Here is an 18,603-nt window from a genome sequence, read left to right as displayed (position 1 = left end):
TTTTTTACTTGTATTATTTACAGAATTTATTATACTAAAAACATTATAAAATAAACTATATATGTTAAAATAAATCCGCATTCAAAATAGGAGGTGTTTTTTTTTGCGTATCATAGCAATGTTTAGTACTCTTTTATTTATCTTTGGGTTAATGGGGTGTACAACAACCGATGAACAGCCACAATTTTTATCTCATGAAGAAGATAAATATACTATAGTTGTTGTTTTAGGTACAGATATTGAAGATATTAATACCCAAGAAATCGTAACTACTGTAGGTAATAATTTATATGAAATGCGAACATATCTTTCAACGTCACATCAGGATTTAAGCAACCTAGACTTAGAAGTTAAGGAGTCGCCTATTTTTATGATATATGATACAGAGGGAAAAGTATTAGAAACGAATAATGATCAAGAAGTTTTGGATTTTTTTAACTCTAATTAAGAATTATAAATACGATACGAAAAGTAGATAGGAACATTCTTATCTTCTTCGAAACTGTCATCACTTCTTACACTTAATTGATGCTGATAATTCTTTTTTAGTTTCTTAAACCTCTCGTTTAATATCTCTGATCAATCTGTATGACTTACAAACCGTCTCATTTTTCAATTTTTATATTATTACATTCAGGACATTTGTCCTCTTAATAGCTCTTTTTTACTTAGGTTTTCTTGATGTTTTGTGGTTGGAGGGGCTAGCCCCTCCAACCACAAAAACATTTCGCGCATTCAATCCACCACAATTCCTTCAATTAATTTCCAATTTATACGCTGGTAGGGTTGGGTTCAGGGCAAATGTCCTCGTCATTTTGACCTTATACAAAACTAAGGTCAATAGTCCGGTGACAGATGTCCGAATTATTCATCTGTTTGTTCAGGACATTTGTCCTCAAATAACGCTGGGTAATGGCGATTTAATATCTCCATATATTGCTTAATGACTTTCTTGCCTCGCCCAGTCAAATGCACAATATCGTCGGTGTCAATTCCTCGTCTAACTAGGAATTTCACTTTTTCATAGTCTTTAATATATCGATTGACGGCTTCAAGACTATGGTGGGGTCTTTTGGCTATATCAGGTGGTGCAACTTGCTTTTCATATAACTCAATAATAATCCTTTTGTGGGTCACGCCAGGACCAATATCGAGTTGATTACCTTTGATTGGTAAAATGACCTGATGCTCTTCTTGGTATTCCTGAATCCGCTTGGAGACTGTCATGGTAGAGCGGTTAATCATAAGCCCGATTTCTTCAAGGGTAAGAAGACCACCTTGTTCGAAGGCTGAGTTTATTAACCGAACGATTTTGACTTGATCTCGTATCGCACTTTTGCCATTTACGAGTTTTAGATCCTCTTCGTTGATCAGTGGAAGGTCGATTCGTTGGGCTTTATAATCTTCGATTCTTTGGCCTAATTTAGGCTTTTCATTCTCACAGGACGTTGTCACCCAGGTGAGGTTTCCAAAGCTCGTTTCATGACTTTTGGGATAAAATTCATCTCGTAGTTGGCAAATATCGTCGGCAATTAATTCAATCACTTTATGGCTCCCAATGAGTTTGTATTCTGATTCCAGCATCTCAATCAATGCGCTACGAAAGGTTCGTTTGGTGATCCCACTTTCTTTGGTTTGGTTGTTTTTCATGATTGTATAGCCCCCTTTTTTCCCCTTATCTAGCGGTGAGGAAGGGTTAGATCTAGTTATAATGTCTTCAATTCTATCAGCATATTCAAGGGTATTATAATCATGGAATAAATCTAAGTATTCACTTGTAATTCTTTCGGAAATACCAGCAATGTGTGCCGTTTCGGCGACGGATAATTCTTTTTTGACACACATCACAACACGTCCGAAGTCTTTAATATAGCGTTTTATAGATGTCGTGGAATGCTTGGTTTTTCTCGCAATTTCTGAGTACGTTTTGTATTGTAAGTATAAGCCCACAATCCAGACCTTGTGGGACAGTGTTGGGCCGATATCATGATAAGCACCTCTTGTTTGAACACGAATGTTCTTTTGTGTGAGATGCTTAATATCGCGTCTGATCGTCCTGACATCTACTTCAAGAAGATCCGCTAGATCTTCTTGGGTGAGGACACCACCTTGGTCAATGGCTTCATCCGTTAAACGACAAAACCGAGTATGTCTCAAACCTCGACTGCCAAATTGCCGGCGGACCTCCTGGTCCTCCATGAATTGGTCGAGCGTAAGCGTTACTGTAACCATGGGTAATTCCCTTAATTGTGGGCAATGTTTAGCGTTAATCGATATCACTTGCTTTTTTATTTTACCTGGTTCACCATCCATGTCTGGATCAAAACGATGCAGCTCATAAGTTTCTTTAACCGTTTCGATGATAGCTTCAGCTGTCTTAGGTGAAAATTCAAATTGGTGTACAAATGATTCAAATAGTTGGCTATCTCTTGATTTGGCTTCAAGTCTGACTTGAACAGCTTTTTCCATTTCATTTGTCCCCCCTGTTTCTCACTCTCAACCTTCTACTTATAGTTTAATAAGAAGGTTGATAAGTGTCTAACTTCATTTGGGCGGACAAATGTCCTTATTTATATTTATGAAAAGCATAACTCTTGAGTCACAAGAGTTATGCTTTTTATTGAAATTTTTTTATCCCTTTATTGAAATTTTTTAACTTTGCTATAGATATTTCTTTGCTTTTTTGATAAAAGACGCCCTAATCATAATGTGTTATCATACATTTGAGGAGGTGTTCGAATGACCGTTACAGTCTATCAATATCCGAAATGCGGGACATGTCGTAAAGCGTTGAAGTGGTTGGATGAAAACGGAGTTGAATACGAGTCGATACATATTGTGGACAACCCTCCGTCTCAGTCAGAATTAAAATCATTTATTAATAAAAGTGATTTACCGACTAAAAAGTTTTTTAATACATCTGGAAAGAAATATCGAGAGTTAGGTTTGAAAGATAAATTGAAAGACATGTCAGAAGATGAGATGGTCGAGTTATTAGCATCCGATGGAATGTTAATTAAACGTCCGATTGTTACCAATGGCCAGCAGGTGACGGTAGGGTTTAAAGAAGATACTTTTGCAGAAACTTGGAAATAACTTAAATGAGTTTGTGTAAAAATGATCGTTTTTGTTGTATGATTATGTTGTGAGAAAAGTATGTTGGAGGGTCGAAATATGAGCTTACCGAAAGAGTATTATTATTCTAAAGAACATGAATGGGTCAAAGTAGAAGGAGACAAAGTTAGAATTGGAATTACAGACTTCGCACAGGACGAACTAGGAGACATCGTATTCGTAGAACTACCAGAGGAGGGCGATGAACTAGATTTAGATCAGCCGTTCGGTAGCGTAGAATCTGTTAAAACTGTATCTGAGCTTTATGCTCCAGTTTCTGGTAAAGTCGTTGAAATTAACGAGGAACTTGAGGACAGCCCTGAGTTTGTGAACGAATCTCCATTCGAAAAAGCTTGGATGGTTGTTGTTGAATTAAACGACAAGTCAGAGCTAGACAACTTAATGGATGCAGATGCATATAAGGACATGATTGATACAGAATAAGTGTGAAGAAGCTGATCCAATTGGGTCGGCTTTTCTTTTTAAGAATAAATTTTAGCTAACTAACGCCTCAAGTTTTTTCCTAAAAAAAGCTTTCTAGTAAGCGAGTTTCTTTAGCATACGATTAGATGGTGATAATATGGATAATGAGTCAAAGGTATTGATTGTAGAAGGTAAACAAGATAAACAGAGGATTAAGAGAATTTTGGATGATGAAGATGTTTTCATACTTTGTACGTTTGGAACATTAGGGGTCCACGCGATTGAGGAACTCGTAGATGACTATTACTTATTCGACCGTGATGTTTATATTTTTACTGATACAGATGAACCGGGTGAAAAACTGAGAAAAATGCTGAATCAAGAATTATCTCATGCTGAAAACATCTATATTGATAAAAAATATCGCCAGGTTGAAGATACACCTGAATATGTGTTAGCTTCTACTTTGCAAGCTGCCAACATGAATGTCAAAGTGGAATACTTGAAAGGGTTATAACGATGATTGAGATCAATAGTGATAATGCTAGATTTTTATTTCAAAAAAAGGACTACCACATCGTTTTCGTGAATAGTCCGTTTTGTGGAACGTGTAAAGTGGCAAGACGGATGCTAGATTACATCGAAGATACATTAGAAAAAGAAAAATTCTATGAACTAAATGCTACATTAGCACCTGATTTGATGCAGGAATATAAAATCCAAAGCGTCCCATGCTTAATCGTTTTTAAAGACGGGGAACCTGTGGAACGTATGTATACATTTCATTCAGTTCCTTATGTATTAAAGGAAATGGGTCCTTATTTAATATAAAGAGCTCAAAGATTTACATCGTCTTTGAGCTCTTTTTTTCTATAATTCACCGCTCAATGTATGAATAACCTCCACAAAGTCTGCTTGATCCCCAAAGCGACCAATAATTTCACCATCACGGTCAATCACAATCGTGGTTGGAACAGATGTACACTCATATAAGTCATACACTTCACGACCGTTATCCTTTAATACGGGTTGCGTTAAGAATTGATTCTGATATTTCAGTGCCTCATCTTCACCATGTTCTCGGTCGGTTACATTGATGGTGATCATGTCTATATTGTTGTTGTGCATTGTTTTATAAAACTGCTCCTTTTTAGGTAAGTCTCGTGCACAATCGGGACACCATGAAACCCAAAAGGTTAATACCATAACCTTTTCACCCAAGATATCCTCAAGTCGGAAGGATTTTTGTTGCTCGTCCAAATATGGAAGTTCAAATAAAGGTGCTTTCATTTTGATCATCCTTAATTTTTTTTATTGACTTAGTTTTAATACCATGCTAACATAATTAACATCGAAAATATGAATAAATGATTTCTTATCCAGAGAGGTGGAGGGAACTGGCCCAATGAAACCCAGCAACCATTAGATATTATATCTAACAGGTGCTAATTCCAGCAATGTTCAATCATTGCAAGATAAGAAAAGCTGTCGTAAATTGACTCTTTCTTGTGCTTGCAGGAAAGAGTTTTTTATTTTTGATATAAAAATCACATAATACTCTTATCCAGAGAGGTGGAGGGACTGGCCCAATGAAGCCCGGCAACCATTAGGTAACTCCTAACAGGTGCTAATTCCAACAAAGCTTTAGGCTTTGGAAGATAAGAGAACGATTGAGTGAAACCTTTCTGTTCTCTTATGACGGAAAGGTTTTTTATTTATTTAAAATATAACTGCGTTAAAGAGATAAAAGGTCATAAACAGAGGGGAGTTTCATGATGATTTCCATTAAACAACTATCTAAGCTGTATCGAATGAAAAGTCAAAACGTACAAGCTGTTGATGATGTCACACTTGATATCAAACGCGGAGACATATTTGGTGTCATCGGTTATAGTGGTGCAGGCAAAAGTACATTTATTCGTTTGATTAACCGCTTGGAAGAGCCAACACAAGGCCAGGTAATGATAAATGATACAAATATTACTGAACTATCCGTTAATAAGCTACGTAAGGAACGCCAAAAAATTGGGATGATCTTTCAGCATTTTAACTTGTTGTGGTCGAGAACCGTTTACGAAAATATTGCTTTCCCATTAGAAATTGCTGGGGTTACAAAGCAGAAGCGTCGTGACAAGGTGTTGGAACTGATCGAGCTTGTAGGATTAAGCGGACGTGAACAGTCCTATCCATCTCAATTAAGTGGAGGTCAGAAGCAGCGGGTTGGTATTGCACGTGCTTTAGCCAATGATCCTGATGTATTACTTTGTGATGAAGCCACGTCGGCCCTAGACCCGGAAACGACAGACGACATTTTAAATTTACTTGTTTCGATTAATCAGAAATTAAATTTAACGATTATTATGATTACACACGAAATGCACGTCATTCAGAAAATTTGTCACCGGGTTGCAGTGATGGATCAAGGGAAGGTTGTTGAACAAGGAGACGTCTTAGATGTCTTTGTAAAGCCGCAATCGAAGACAGCTAAACGATTTGTCCAACAATTAAACCCGCTTGAACATAATCAAGATTCACTTAAGCCATTTATAACGAAAGAAGAAAACAGTGAAGTCGTTAAACTTCATTTCATCGGTAATGATGCAAAACGAGCATTAATATCAAATGTCCTAAAGACATTCGATATCGAAATAAATATTTTGCAAGGCTCGATATCGCCAACTCAAGAAGGGACTTACGGCACATTATATGTCGAGCTAGACGGAAATCGGTCGGTCATTGATGAGACGATCAAATTTATTCAGTCATCAGGAGTGGAAGTTGAGGTGATTGATGATGTTACGTGATTGGTTTCCGAATGTCAACATGGACGATATGTGGACAGCCACTTATGAAACGTTATACATGACGATCATTTCCGTTATTGGAACATTACTATTAGGTATTATGTTAGGTTTACTATTATTTTTAACTGAAAGAGGTAATTTGCTACAAAACAGTATGGTCAATTCGGCGACTGCATCCGTCGTCAATATATTTCGAGCCATACCGTTTATCATATTAATTTTATTACTGTTCCCATTTACAGACTTTTTGATGGGAACGAATCGCGGACCAAAGGCTGCTTTACCTGCATTAATTATCGGGGCAGCACCTTTTTACGCAAGGTTAGTCGAAATTGCCTTTAAGGAGGTGGATAAAGGAGTCATTGAAGCGGCAAAGTCGATGGGAGCTAAGACGCATACGATTATTTTCAAAGTTCTTTTACCTGAATCTATGCCTGCCCTAATATCCGGTATTACAGTTACAGCGATTAATTTAATCAGTTATACAGCTATGGCAGGTGTCATTGGAGCTGGTGGTTTAGGGGATTTAGCTTACATGAAAGGCTTCCAACGTCGCGATGTTGATGTCGTCTTTGCTTGTACGATTTTCATTGTAATTATCGTCTTTATATTCCAATTTATTGGTGATGCGTTATCAAGAAAAGCAGATAAAAGATAAATTCGAAGGGAGAAATTAATGATGAAAAAACTATTTTCATTACTTGCTATCACACTTTTGGCAATCTTTTTAGTAGCTTGTGGAACAGCCGAAGAAGAGAATAATGATACAGAAAACGACAATGCATCTGGTGATCAAGCAGAGAATCAGGAGGAAAATGCGGAGCAATCTGAAGAAGACGCAGAAGAACTTGTTGAGATTACGGTTGGAGCGACTAGTGTTCCGCACGCTGAGGTGTTAGAACAAGCAAAACCGATTTTAGAAGAGGAAGGTATTGAGTTAAATATCGAAGTTTACCAAGAATACATTTTACCCAATGAGGATTTAAGTAATGGTACATTAGATGCCAACTACTACCAGCACATTCCTTATTTAAATGATCAAAAAGCGGAATTTGGTTATGATTTTGTCAACCTTGGTGGTATTCATATCGAGCCAATGGGTGTTTATTCTAAAAATATCACAAATCTGGAGGACATCCCTGAAGGTACAGATGTGATTATGAGCCGTTCCGTTGCTGACCATGGGCGTATCTTATCATTACTTCAGGAACATGGACTTATTAAACTTAAAGATGATGTAGAACCTATTTCAGCGACTATTGATGATATCGCAGAAGATGGCAATCCGTTAAATCTTGAATTTGACGCAAGTATTGAACCAGGTCTTTTACCGGAATTCTATAACCGTGAGGAAGATGCACTTGTTGCGATCAATACGAACTACGCGATTGAAGCGGGGTTAGTTCCATCTGAAGATGCTTTAATTTTAGAAGGATCAGAATCACCATATGTTAACGTCGTTGCTGCACGTAGCGAAGACGAAAATAACGAAGCACTTCAAACTTTAGTTGAAGTCCTACGTTCTGAAGAGATTCAAACATTTATTGAAGAAGAGTATGAAGGCGCAGTTGTTCCGGTTAGTGAATAGGACTTTTTATCAGATATAGACCTATTCCATCTATACGAGAGGATATGCGATAAATGATAAATCAAAGGGATATGAGTGAGCTTCACTTACTCATATCCCTTTTGAGTTTGATTAATAATCATTCACGCGATTTTCTCAGAAACTTATATCGTGATATCATTATATTTGTGTTAAATATTTTGAAAGGGATGATTTTGTTATTTTTAATGACATAAGTCTGACGTACACAAGCGAGATGGAGAAGGCGATGCAACAATCGCACGGCATCGGGTATAGAGAGTACAGTCAGAGACTTGACAAACGTATGCAAATTGAACGCAAACGTGAACAAAGCTATAAGAAGAGTCGACAAATGGTAGCTGAAATCGATCATTTATTACATCGTTAATAAAGAAAACTTGGATTATTGCCAAGGTTAAAGTGTAAATGAAAAAATCCATTGCCATAAACCATGTGGCAATGGATTTTTTTATGCAATGAACTGGTCTTTCTCGTGTATTGTCCAGCGCAATGCGCCCAACGACTGGGTGACTTCCCAAACGGCCCTACGATAAGTCAACATCGACTCAAAAGCTCGTCGTGTTTCCTTTATCTCAGTTCGTTCGGTCCAGTCACTGCGTCGATAAACGGGCGATTGCGCTTTTCTTTTATAAAGGCTTTTCGTTTAAATGTTACAAATTTTTTTATATAATGGAATAGGTGTAGACTGTATGGTTATTCTTATTGTATAAGTTGAATATAGTTTGTAAATGTTATAAAATTATAATGAGAATAAATTGAGAATGACCATCAATTTTAATATACAAAAATGGAGGTATTAATATGGCAGGATCAACATTAGAAATCAAAGATCTTCATGTTGAAATTGAAGGACTAGAAATCTTGAAAGGAGTTAATCTAACCATTAAAGGTGGAGAATTCCACGCGGTTATGGGACCAAATGGTACTGGTAAATCAACTTTAGCTAGTGCAGTTATGGGTCATCCGAAATATGAAGTAACAAAAGGTTCTATATTATTAGATGGTGAAGACGTTTTAGAAATGGAAGTAGACGAACGTGCTCAAGCAGGTTTATTCCTAGCAATGCAATACCCAAGTGAAATTAGTGGTGTAACAACCTCTGACTTCTTACGTTCATCCATTAATTCACTACGTGAAGAAGGCGATGAAATTCCATTAATGCAGTTCATCAAAAAAATGGACGAAACAATGGACTACTTAGAAATTGATAAAAACATGGCACAACGTTACTTAAATGAAGGTTTCTCCGGTGGTGAGAAAAAACGTAACGAAATTCTTCAGCTAATGATGTTAGAACCAGCTATGGCAATCTTAGATGAGATTGACTCTGGTCTAGATATCGACGCATTAAAAGTTGTATCTAAAGGGATCAACAAAATGCGTAACGAAGAATTTGGTTGCCTAATCATTACACACTATCAGCGTTTACTTGATTATATTACGCCAGATCATGTACACGTCATGATGCAAGGTCGCGTTGTTAAATCTGGTGGACCTGAGTTAGCTGAACGCTTAGAAGCTGAAGGTTATGACTGGATTAAAGAAGAATTAGGTATCGAAGACGAAACAATTGGCCAAAACGCGTAACTTGATAGGAGGTAATAGGGATGACAGTGGAAACACAGCTACCTTACGATAAAGATTATTTAATGCAATATTCCGAGCGTCGCAAGGAACCTCAGTGGTTTCGCGATGTTCGTTTAAATGCAATCGAGACAGCAGAAAACTTAGCTATGCCTAAGTTAGAAAAAACACGTCTTAAGAACTGGAATTTCACAAACTTCAAACATGATGTTTCGGGTGAAGCGGTTCAAAAATTTGAAGAACTTCCAGAAAAAATTCGTGTTTTACTTGGTGAAAAATCCACGAGTGAAAACTTAATCATCGTTCGTAACAATGATGTTGCTCATGCATCGTTATCACCGGAGCTTCAAGATAAAGGTGTTGTTTTCAAAGACATTTTTACAGCTATGAACGAAAATGAAGACCTTGTTAAAAAGTATTTTATGCAAGACGGCGTTTCAGTTGATGAACATAAATTAACGGCTCGTCATGCTGCGTTATTAAATAGTGGTGTATTCTTATATGTACCTAAGAATGTAAAAGTAGAAGAACCTATCCAGATCGTTTTCTGGCAAGAAGACCCTGAGGCTGCCTTATTCAACCACGTATTATTAGTTGCAGATCAGCATAGTGAAGTGACTTATTTAGAAAACTATGTATCTGAAAACAAAAATGAAGAAGCTGTTGCAAATATCGTCAGTGAAGTATTTGCTTTAGACGGCGCAAACGTATCATACGGTGCGGTTGATAACTTTGAAAAAGGTACAACAACATATGTAAACCGTCGTGGAGTTGCTCAACGCGACGCAACGATCGAATGGGCTTTAGGTCAAATGAATGACGGAAATACAATTTCAGATAACGTCACTTATTTGATGGGGGATAACTCTTATTCGTATGCTAAAGCCGTATCAGTAGGTCGTGGAGATCAAAAACAAGACTTCACAGCAAAAATTGTGCACTATGGTAAGGAATCAGAAGGTTACATCCTGCAACATGGGGTTATGAAAGACAATGCAACGTCCATCTTTAACGGAATTGGAAAAATTGAACATGGTGCAACAAAAGCCAACGCTGAACAAGAATCGCGTGTTCTTATGTTAGACCAAGGTTCGCGCGGTGATGCTAACCCAATTTTATTAATCGATGAAGATGATGTAACAGCTGGTCACGCGGCATCTGTTGGTCGTGTTGATCCGATTCAACTATATTATTTGATGAGCCGTGGTATTTCACAACAAGAAGCTGAACGTTTAGTGATCCATGGTTTCTTAAGTCCAGTTGTTCGGGAAATCCCTATCGAGACCGTTCAAGCACAGTTGCGTGAAGTTATCGAAGGGAAAGTTTATTAATGTTGAATGAAGAAGTTCGTAAACAGTTCCCTATACTGGACCAAGAGGTAAACGAACATCGTTTAGTATATTTAGATAGTGCTGCAACCTCACAAAAGCCAAGTTCTGTCATTCATGCTCTAAGTGAATATTACGAAGGCTATAATTCTAATGTTCACCGTGGTGTTCATACGCTAGGAACAAGAGCGACAGAAGGTTATGAAGGTGCCCGTGAGAAAGTTAAACAGTTTATTAATGCTAAAAATATTAAGGAAGTTGTCTTTACACGAGGCACAACAACCGCTATTAATACTGTTGCCCATAGTTATGCTCGGGAAAATCTTTCTGAAGGCGACGAGATTGTTTTAACGAAAATGGAGCACCATAGTAATATCATCCCATGGCAACAAGTTGCGAAAGTAACGGGTGCGAAACTAAAATATATCCCGTTACAGGAAGATGGTACGATATCATTAGACGACGTACGCGAATTGGTTACATCAAAAACAAAAATTGTAGCCATGTCACATGTATCCAATGTATTAGGTACGATCAATCCAATAAAAGAAGTGACTAAAATCGCGCATGACAATGGAGCGGTTATCGTTGTCGACGGTGCACAAAGTGTTCCACATATGAGGGTTGATGTTCAAGATCTAGACGTAGACTTCTATGCATTTTCTGGACATAAAATGTGTGGTCCAACCGGTATAGGTGTTCTATACGGTAAACAATCCTTACTTGAAAATATGGAGCCAGTTGAATTCGGTGGTGAGATGATCGATTTCGTTAACCTATACGATTCAACGTGGAAAGAGCTTCCTTGGAAATTCGAAGGTGGAACACCAATCATTGCTGGTGCTATTGGTTTAGGAGCAGCCATTGACTTTCTAAATGAAATCGGTATGGAGAATATTGAAAAGCATGAAGAAGAACTTGCCAAATACGCTTTAGAACAAATGGAAACAATAGATGACATCACAATTTATGGTCCAAAAGAAAGAGCTGGCCTCGTCACCTTTAATTTAGGCGATGTACACCCACATGATGCAGCTACTGCACTTGATTCACTAGGTATCGCAGTTCGTGCAGGACATCATTGTGCCCAACCATTAATGAAAGAATTACAAGTCGCTGCTACTGCAAGAGCTAGCTTTTATCTGTATAATAGTAAACAAGATGTGGATCAACTTGTAGAAGGATTACGCAAAACAAAGGAGTATTTTGGTGATGTCTTTTAATAACTTAGATACACTTTACAGACAAGTGATTATGGACCACTACAAGAACCCAAGAAACAGAGGGCAGCTTGAAGGTGACCATATCACAGTCGAAATGAATAACCCGACTTGCGGCGACCGAATTGATTTACAATTAAAAATTGAAGATGGTGTCGTTCAAGACGCTAAGTATGAAGGCGAAGGTTGTTCAATTAGTATGTCATCAGCATCAATGATGACTCAAGTCATCATCGGAAAACCTGTAGAGGATGCCATAAAGATTTCTCATATGTTTTCTGATATGATGTTAGGTAATGATGCAGACACAAATGAATATAAAATAGAGGATTTAGGAGATATTCAAGCGCTCCAAGGTGTTTCTAAGTTCCCTGCACGTATTAAATGTGCAACATTAGCTTGGAAGGCCATGGAGCAAGGTGTAGAGAAGGAATAATTAGGATTTTGGATTTAATTATATTAAAGGAGGGGTATCACCATGGCTAAAAAGGCACCTGAAATCGGCGATTACAAATATGGTTTCCATGATCGCGACGTGTCGATTTTCCGTACAGAACGTGGCCTAACAGAAAAAGTTGTGCGTGAAATTTCTAAGCAGAAAGATGAACCGGAATGGATGCTAGACTTCCGCTTAAAATCTTTAGAACAATTCTACAGTAAGCCAATGCCTCAATGGGGCGGAGACTTAGCGGAGCTTGATTTTGATGAAATCACTTATTATGTTAAACCTTCTGAGGCATCTCAACGTTCTTGGGATGAAGTACCTGAAGAGATTAAACAAACGTTTGATCGCTTAGGTATTCCAGAGGCAGAACAAAAATATCTGGCTGGTGTATCAGCTCAGTATGAGTCAGAAGTTGTTTATCACAACATGGAAAAAGAATTAGAAGAAATGGGTGTTGTGTTCAAAGATACTGATACAGCACTAAAAGAAAATGAAGATATTTTCCGTGAACATTTCGGAAAACTAATTCCAGCTTCCGACAACAAATTCGCAGCATTGAACTCTGCAGTATGGTCAGGTGGTTCTTTCATCTATGTACCGAAAAATACAAAAGTGGAAACACCACTACAAGCGTACTTCCGTATTAACTCTGAGAATATGGGTCAATTTGAACGTACGTTAATCATTGCAGATGAAGGTTCTTCCGTTCACTATGTAGAGGGTTGTACTGCACCAGTTTATACAACAAACTCACTACACAGTGCGGTAGTTGAAATATTTGTTAAAAAAGATGCGTACTGCCGTTATACAACGATTCAAAACTGGGCAAACAACGTTTATAACCTAGTTACAAAACGTGCTTCAGCTGACGCTAACGGGACGATGGAGTGGATCGACGGTAACTTAGGCTCTAAGTTAACGATGAAATATCCATCCGTAATTCTAAAAGGTGAAGGTGCACGTGGTACAACACTTTCTATCGCGTTAGCTGGTAAAGGTCAGCACCAAGATGCCGGCGCGAAAATGCATCACTTAGCACCAAATACGTCATCAACTATCGTGTCTAAATCCATTTCTAAACAGGGCGGTAAAGTTACTTACCGAGGTATAGTAGACTTTGGTAGGAAGGCTGACGGTGCACGTTCTAATATTGAATGTGACACATTAATTATGGATAACGAATCAACGTCAGACACAATTCCTTACAACGAAATAAAAAATGAAAACATTTCATTAGAACACGAAGCAAAAGTATCAAAAGTATCTGAAGAACAGTTATTCTATCTTATGAGCCGCGGTATTTCTGAAGAAGAAGCAACAGAAATGATCGTAATGGGCTTCATTGAACCATTTACAAAAGAACTTCCAATGGAATATGCAGTTGAAATGAATCGACTCATAAAATTCGAAATGGAAGGTAGTATAGGTTAACTTCCTTAACCCCCGCCACAACAGTGTTTGTGGCGGGGGTTTTTTACATTATAAAACATTTGTACCTCATTTGCGACTCGTCAATCCTTATGCTTCTTTAAAGGTGTATAAAGAAACTTTTTTGTTCCACCTTAAGAGTGTGTTAGATATGACAAAGTTTTTCTTTAATTAAGATAAGCATCTCTTTTGCAAAATTAAAATGACGGGTTTATAATTATCTTAAATTAAGGTATCTCGAAATAGAGATACTTTAATTAAGATAAAATATAGGAGGTAATACCATGGACAGACTATCAGGGAAAGTTGCAGTCATTACAGGTGGAGTAGGAGGCATCGGTAAAGTAACAGCAGAAAGATTCCTAAAAGAGGGAGCTAAAGTTGTTTTAGTCGATTTATTTGAAGATTCACTTCAAAAAGTTAAAGAAGAACTTGACTCTTCAGGTGAGGTACTCACAGTTCAAGCAGACGTTTCAAAAGAAACTGATGTTGAAAACTATGTTAATAAAGCAGTTGAGCATTTTGGTAAAATTGATGTGTTCTTTAACAATGCAGGAATTGAAGGAAATGTAGCGCCTCTTGTGGATCAAAAAATGGAGGAATTCGATAAAGTAATTAATGTCAATGTACGCGGCTCATTTTTAGGCTTGAAATATGTATTGCCAGTTATGACTAAACAGGGTTATGGCAGTGTGATCAACACTTCATCAGTAGCTGGATTAAGCGGTAGTCCTGGTGTATCACCATATATTGCCTCGAAACACGCAGTAGTTGGATTAACAAAAGCATCAGCTATTGAAGTAGCCAATGCTAATGTACGTGTGAATTCAGTTCACCCATCACCAGTTAATACTAGAATGATGCGTTCATTAGAAGAAGGATTGGAAACGGAACAGGAAACATTAGCACAAAGCATTCCATTAGGTCGATATGGTGAATCAGATGACATTGCTAATTTAGTTTTATTCCTTGCTTCTGATGAAAGCACGTTTATCACTGGAGTTCAGTATAGAGTTGACGGTGGTATGGGAGCGTTATAAGTATTAATATAACAACGAAAAAAACATTCTGATTTTTAGAACATAAGTTAAAAAATTTCTTGAATAACCATCCTTATTAAAAACATTAGGGTGGTTATTTATTTAATGTACAAACCGGGTTGATACAAGATTTTCTAATTGTTTATGGAAATTATCTTATTAAATAATTGACATTTTAAAAATATCATGCAATACTATTAATTAAAGATATACGAATTCGAGATAAATTAATTCAAAACATAGTAGTTTATTAGATAAATATCTCGATTTCGGGATGTATTTAGGGGGGTGTTTATTCATGAATGATCAGACCAAACTTCAACAAGAGGAAGAATTATCTCTAAAGTTATTTATTGTTTTAACCCGAACTTTAGATGCAATCGAAAAACGTGTTTTAGAAGATATAAAATGTCTAGGACTAAACCCAACTGAATTTGCTGTTCTTGAGTTGATTTACAATAAAGGTGATCAACCAATACAAAAAATTGGTGAAAAAGTATTGATTGCTAGTAGTAGTATTACGTATGTGGTGGATAAGTTAGAGAAGAAAAACTTTATAATGAGAAAACCTTGTCCAACAGATCGTAGAATCACCTTTGCAGCCATAACATCAGAAGGTAAGGATTTAATGGATGACATCTTTCCTAAACACAAAATGGCAATCCAACAGATTTTAGCTGGTTTAGACACTAATGAGAAAGAGACCATGATTCAACAATTAAAAAAATTAGGATACTATGCAAAGGGTATCTAATTTTTTTTGCAATTATCTCGGATTAGTAATATATGAATTGGATGTAATTGATTTGATTTAGATTAAAAATTGGGTTTTTTGGAGGGATATAAATGAATCAATTAAAAGGAATGCACCATGTAACGGCTATTACTAGCAGTGCAGAAAAGAACTATGAATTTTTCACTTATGTTTTAGGAATGCGTTTAGTTAAGAAAACAGTTAACCAGGATGATATTCAAACGTATCACCTGTTTTTCGCAGATGATAAGGGTAATGCGGGAACCGATATGACATTTTTTGATTTCCCAGGAATTCCTAAAGGTGAGCATGGAACGAATGAAATTTTCAAAACATCTTTCCGTGTTCCAACAGATGAAGCATTAGAATATTGGGTAAAACGTTTCGATCGATTGGAAGTGAAACATACAGGGATTAAAGAAACTTTTGGTGTAAAGACATTATCTTTTGTTGATTTTGACGATCAACAATATCAATTGATTTCTGATGAAAATAATAATGGGGTTGCTTCGGGTACACCATGGCAAAAAGGGCCAGTACCTTTAGAATATGCGATTACAGGATTAGGGCCAATTCATGTGCGCATTGACCAGTTTGATTATTTTAAAGAAGTATTAGAAAAAGTACTTCTATTTAAAGAAATTGCACAGGAAGGATCATTGCATTTGTTTGAAGTTGGTGAAGGTGGCAATGGTGCGCAAATCTATGTTGAAAAAAATACGGTTCTACCACCTGCACGCCAAGGATTTGGAACCGTGCATCATGCAGCATTCCGCGTTGAGGATCGCGCAGTCTTAGAAGAGTGGATTGAGCGGATGAGTCGTTTTGATTTCCCTACATCCGGTTATGTAGATCGTCACTTCTTTGAGTCGTTATACGCCAGAGTTGCACCACAGATTTTATTTGAGTTTGCTACAGATGGCCCTGGTTTTATGGGAGATGAACCTTATGAAACGCTTGGAGAAAAATTATCATTACCTCCATTCTTAGAGCCTAAACGTACAGAGATAGAAAGGATAGTTCGCCCAATTGATACAGTAAGAAGTACAAAAGAATTTGATAAGGTATATGAAGATTAAAAATTGTTAAATGGTTACATTTATTGTGTGTTTTCTCAATTCCTATTATAAGAGTCAAGTATTAGAGAGCGAAAATTTAGCCTTTCTTAATCTACAAATGGAAGCCTTTTATTTAGGAAATGGTTAGGTTTAATTAAGAAATTGAGGTGATTTAATGGTAACCCTTTTTGTAACACCAAGTTGTACATCCTGTAGAAAGGCAAAAGCATGGTTTCAAGAGAATGAAATTCCGTTTAAAGAACGAAATTTATTTTCTGAGACGATTTCGATAGATGAGATAAAAGAAATATTACGCTTAACTGAAGATGGGACGGGAGAAATTATTTCAAAGCGTTCAAAAGTATTTCAGGAACTGGATGTTGATATTAACCAGTTAACAATGGAAGATTTATACACGTTGATTCAAGAAAATCCTGCTATTTTAAAAAGACCAATCATGGTTGATGAAAAACGCTTGCAAGTAGGATTTAACGAGGACGAGATCCGCAGATTTCTACCTCGAACAGTTCGGTCATTTCATTTACATGAAGCTCAAAAATTAATCAATTAAAAATATATCTATAAAGAAAGCTCCTATGCGTAAGTATAAGTAGTTCAGTTTTGGAGTACAAAATTGTAATTTGTACCCCTAATTGAACTACTTATTTCATATGAAATTGTAGTCTAAAATGTAAGGCTTTTTGTACCCCAAATTGAATAAATAATTGAAAGAATGTTAGGATAATTAACTTCTATATGGTAAAATAAGTTAAATAACGTTATTCGACTAACGGGGCCGTTATGTGGAAGAAGGATTATTATTCTAACAGTAGAATTTAACTTAATTGAAGTTACTTACAGGCTTTTTCAAACTCAAGAAAATAATCGAAGAGAATATGAATTAGATTTAGAAAGGGGACATTATAATGTATGGTTGGTTGAATTTAGGAAGCCTTGTGCTGGGTTTGATTGCATGGATATTGCCTATTGCAAGTTTAGCAAGGCATAATAAGGATAATAACAAAAAATGGGCCTTGTTTTCGATTGCAAGTATTAGTGCCTGTGTAATCTCGCTATGTTTTCAAATTTTATATAACGATTACTTAGTCAAGATAGAGGATTGGGCGGCGCTTATGGACACTTCTAAAGCTGTAGTTCGCCTTTCTTCCCTACTTGCTGTAGTGACTATTGTACTTAATGTAATTACTGCAATCGTATATAACAAAAAAAGTAAATGATAGCTACTTCTGTTCTTCAACAAACTGGGGGCGTTAGTTTAATAAGACTGAGCATTTTCCGATAAGGAATTTGCTCTTTTTTGGTTGTAGAAATTGCATTAGTTTTTGCACGTGATTTTGCAGGTCTTTATAATTATTGTATGTTTGAAAATTGAGTTGCATTTTCCTGTGTAAATAACTACTCTAAATACGAATGAACATTGATATAAAAATGAAAAATGAGCATCAAAGGTACTGCACCCCAAAAGTTAGAGTAAAAAATCTAACTTTTGGGGTGTTTTTATATGGCAAAATATAGTAAAGAGTTCAAAATGAAAATTGTAAAAGAATACTTGGAAGGTCCATTGGGTTCCACTTCGCTGGCTAAAAAATATGGTGTTCCCAATCAGGAGCAAGTAAGAAGGTGGGTGAATGCTTATAAGGTTTTGGGTGAGGAAGGTTTAATGAGAAAGCGTTCAAAAACAGTTTACCCTGTTCAATTTAAGCTAAATGTATTAAACTTTATGAAACAAACGGGCGCTTCTTATCAAGACACGGCCACGGCTTTTAAGATGAACC

At 36.7% G+C, this 18,603-nt stretch carries 22 protein-coding genes and 2 riboswitches; of the genes, 20 read left to right on the top strand and 2 right to left on the bottom strand.

Annotated features, from left to right (window positions below; genetic code table 11):
- Positions 1 to 103: 103 nt before the first annotated feature.
- Positions 104 to 448, top strand: coding sequence for a hypothetical protein (locus tag BLP77_RS11070; RefSeq protein ID WP_093857202.1), 345 nt, complete (start codon positions 104 to 106; stop codon positions 446 to 448).
- Between the two features lie 416 nt (positions 449 to 864).
- On the opposite strand, the gene BLP77_RS11065 is transcribed toward BLP77_RS11070, so the two are convergent.
- Entirely contained in the window at positions 865 to 2,469 is a 1,605-nt protein-coding gene (locus tag BLP77_RS11065; RefSeq protein ID WP_093857201.1) for a DUF1670 domain-containing protein, read from the bottom strand.
- A gap of 270 nt (positions 2,470 to 2,739) precedes the next feature.
- Between BLP77_RS11065 and BLP77_RS11060 the strand changes: the two genes are divergently transcribed.
- The 4 genes from BLP77_RS11060 (at position 2,740) to BLP77_RS11045 (ending at position 4,368) form a co-directional block, all read left to right on the top strand.
- Entirely contained in the window at positions 2,740 to 3,096 is a 357-nt protein-coding gene (locus BLP77_RS11060) for an arsenate reductase family protein (RefSeq protein WP_093857200.1), read from the top strand.
- Positions 3,097 to 3,174: 78 nt separating this feature from the next.
- Complete coding sequence (gene gcvH / locus BLP77_RS11055) at positions 3,175 to 3,558, top strand: glycine cleavage system protein GcvH (protein ID WP_093857199.1); 384 nt, start codon at positions 3,175 to 3,177, stop codon at positions 3,556 to 3,558.
- A gap of 136 nt (positions 3,559 to 3,694) precedes the next feature.
- Positions 3,695 to 4,054: a toprim domain-containing protein gene (locus tag BLP77_RS11050; RefSeq protein WP_093857198.1), complete on the top strand. Its 360-nt coding sequence runs from the start codon at positions 3,695 to 3,697 to the stop codon at positions 4,052 to 4,054.
- Between the two features lie 2 nt (positions 4,055 to 4,056).
- Complete coding sequence (locus BLP77_RS11045; protein WP_093857197.1) at positions 4,057 to 4,368, top strand: thioredoxin family protein; 312 nt, start codon at positions 4,057 to 4,059, stop codon at positions 4,366 to 4,368.
- Positions 4,369 to 4,407: 39 nt separating this feature from the next.
- Here the strand turns inward: BLP77_RS11045 and BLP77_RS11040 are convergent, their stop codons facing one another.
- A complete protein-coding gene (locus BLP77_RS11040; protein WP_093857196.1) occupies positions 4,408 to 4,827 on the bottom strand; it encodes a TlpA disulfide reductase family protein in 420 nt (139 codons plus the stop codon).
- Between the two features lie 82 nt (positions 4,828 to 4,909).
- Positions 4,910 to 5,019: riboswitch (SAM riboswitch) on the top strand.
- A gap of 75 nt (positions 5,020 to 5,094) precedes the next feature.
- Positions 5,095 to 5,202, top strand: a riboswitch (SAM riboswitch).
- Between the two features lie 110 nt (positions 5,203 to 5,312).
- Between BLP77_RS11040 and BLP77_RS11035 the strand changes: the two genes are divergently transcribed.
- From BLP77_RS11035 to BLP77_RS10970, 15 genes are all read left to right on the top strand, one after another.
- Positions 5,313 to 6,341 (top strand): methionine ABC transporter ATP-binding protein, encoded by a 1,029-nt coding sequence (locus tag BLP77_RS11035; RefSeq protein WP_093857195.1) that lies wholly within the window; start codon positions 5,313 to 5,315, stop codon positions 6,339 to 6,341.
- Positions 6,331 to 6,999, top strand: coding sequence for a methionine ABC transporter permease (locus BLP77_RS11030; RefSeq protein ID WP_093857194.1), 669 nt, complete (start codon positions 6,331 to 6,333; stop codon positions 6,997 to 6,999). The genes BLP77_RS11035 and BLP77_RS11030 overlap by 11 nt, the downstream gene beginning before the upstream one ends.
- Positions 7,000 to 7,020: 21 nt before the next feature.
- Complete coding sequence (locus BLP77_RS11025; RefSeq protein WP_093857193.1) at positions 7,021 to 7,929, top strand: MetQ/NlpA family ABC transporter substrate-binding protein; 909 nt, start codon at positions 7,021 to 7,023, stop codon at positions 7,927 to 7,929.
- A gap of 247 nt (positions 7,930 to 8,176) precedes the next feature.
- Positions 8,177 to 8,317 carry a YuzK family famiily protein gene (locus BLP77_RS15860; protein ID WP_176753052.1) on the top strand — a complete coding sequence of 47 codons (141 nt, stop codon included), beginning with the start codon at positions 8,177 to 8,179 and terminating at the stop codon, positions 8,315 to 8,317.
- Between the two features lie 434 nt (positions 8,318 to 8,751).
- Positions 8,752 to 9,537 carry a Fe-S cluster assembly ATPase SufC gene (gene sufC, locus BLP77_RS11020; protein ID WP_093857192.1) on the top strand — a complete coding sequence of 262 codons (786 nt, stop codon included), beginning with the start codon at positions 8,752 to 8,754 and terminating at the stop codon, positions 9,535 to 9,537.
- A gap of 20 nt (positions 9,538 to 9,557) precedes the next feature.
- Positions 9,558 to 10,865 carry a Fe-S cluster assembly protein SufD gene (gene sufD, locus BLP77_RS11015; RefSeq protein WP_093857191.1) on the top strand — a complete coding sequence of 436 codons (1,308 nt, stop codon included), beginning with the start codon at positions 9,558 to 9,560 and terminating at the stop codon, positions 10,863 to 10,865.
- Positions 10,865 to 12,085: a cysteine desulfurase gene (locus tag BLP77_RS11010; RefSeq protein WP_093857190.1), complete on the top strand. Its 1,221-nt coding sequence runs from the start codon at positions 10,865 to 10,867 to the stop codon at positions 12,083 to 12,085. Before sufD ends, BLP77_RS11010 begins: the two co-directional genes overlap by 1 nt.
- A complete protein-coding gene (gene sufU / locus BLP77_RS11005; RefSeq protein WP_093857189.1) occupies positions 12,075 to 12,518 on the top strand; it encodes a Fe-S cluster assembly sulfur transfer protein SufU in 444 nt (147 codons plus the stop codon). The genes BLP77_RS11010 and sufU overlap by 11 nt, the downstream gene beginning before the upstream one ends.
- A gap of 42 nt (positions 12,519 to 12,560) precedes the next feature.
- A complete protein-coding gene (sufB, locus tag BLP77_RS11000) occupies positions 12,561 to 13,958 on the top strand; it encodes a Fe-S cluster assembly protein SufB (RefSeq protein ID WP_093857188.1) in 1,398 nt (465 codons plus the stop codon).
- Positions 13,959 to 14,239: 281 nt separating this feature from the next.
- Positions 14,240 to 14,995, top strand: a complete 756-nt coding sequence (locus BLP77_RS10995) for an SDR family NAD(P)-dependent oxidoreductase (protein ID WP_093857187.1) — start codon at positions 14,240 to 14,242, stop codon at positions 14,993 to 14,995.
- A gap of 298 nt (positions 14,996 to 15,293) precedes the next feature.
- A complete protein-coding gene (locus tag BLP77_RS10990) occupies positions 15,294 to 15,749 on the top strand; it encodes a MarR family winged helix-turn-helix transcriptional regulator (protein ID WP_093857186.1) in 456 nt (151 codons plus the stop codon).
- A 92-nt stretch (positions 15,750 to 15,841) separates the two neighbouring features.
- Positions 15,842 to 16,828, top strand: a complete 987-nt coding sequence (locus tag BLP77_RS10985) for a ring-cleaving dioxygenase (protein ID WP_093857185.1) — start codon at positions 15,842 to 15,844, stop codon at positions 16,826 to 16,828.
- A gap of 154 nt (positions 16,829 to 16,982) precedes the next feature.
- Entirely contained in the window at positions 16,983 to 17,378 is a 396-nt protein-coding gene (gene spxA / locus BLP77_RS10980; protein WP_093857184.1) for a transcriptional regulator SpxA, read from the top strand.
- A gap of 355 nt (positions 17,379 to 17,733) precedes the next feature.
- A complete protein-coding gene (locus BLP77_RS10975; protein WP_093857183.1) occupies positions 17,734 to 18,045 on the top strand; it encodes a hypothetical protein in 312 nt (103 codons plus the stop codon).
- A 284-nt stretch (positions 18,046 to 18,329) separates the two neighbouring features.
- The coding region (locus BLP77_RS10970; RefSeq protein WP_143001430.1) for a helix-turn-helix domain-containing protein at positions 18,330 to 18,603 on the top strand (274 nt) is incomplete at its 3' end.

This window comes from Tenuibacillus multivorans (genome assembly GCF_900103915.1).
GTDB lineage: Bacteria > Bacillota > Bacilli > Bacillales > Alkalibacillaceae > Tenuibacillus > Tenuibacillus multivorans.
Note: the sequence above shows the minus strand (reverse complement) of the source record. Positions and strands in the feature narration are given on the sequence as shown.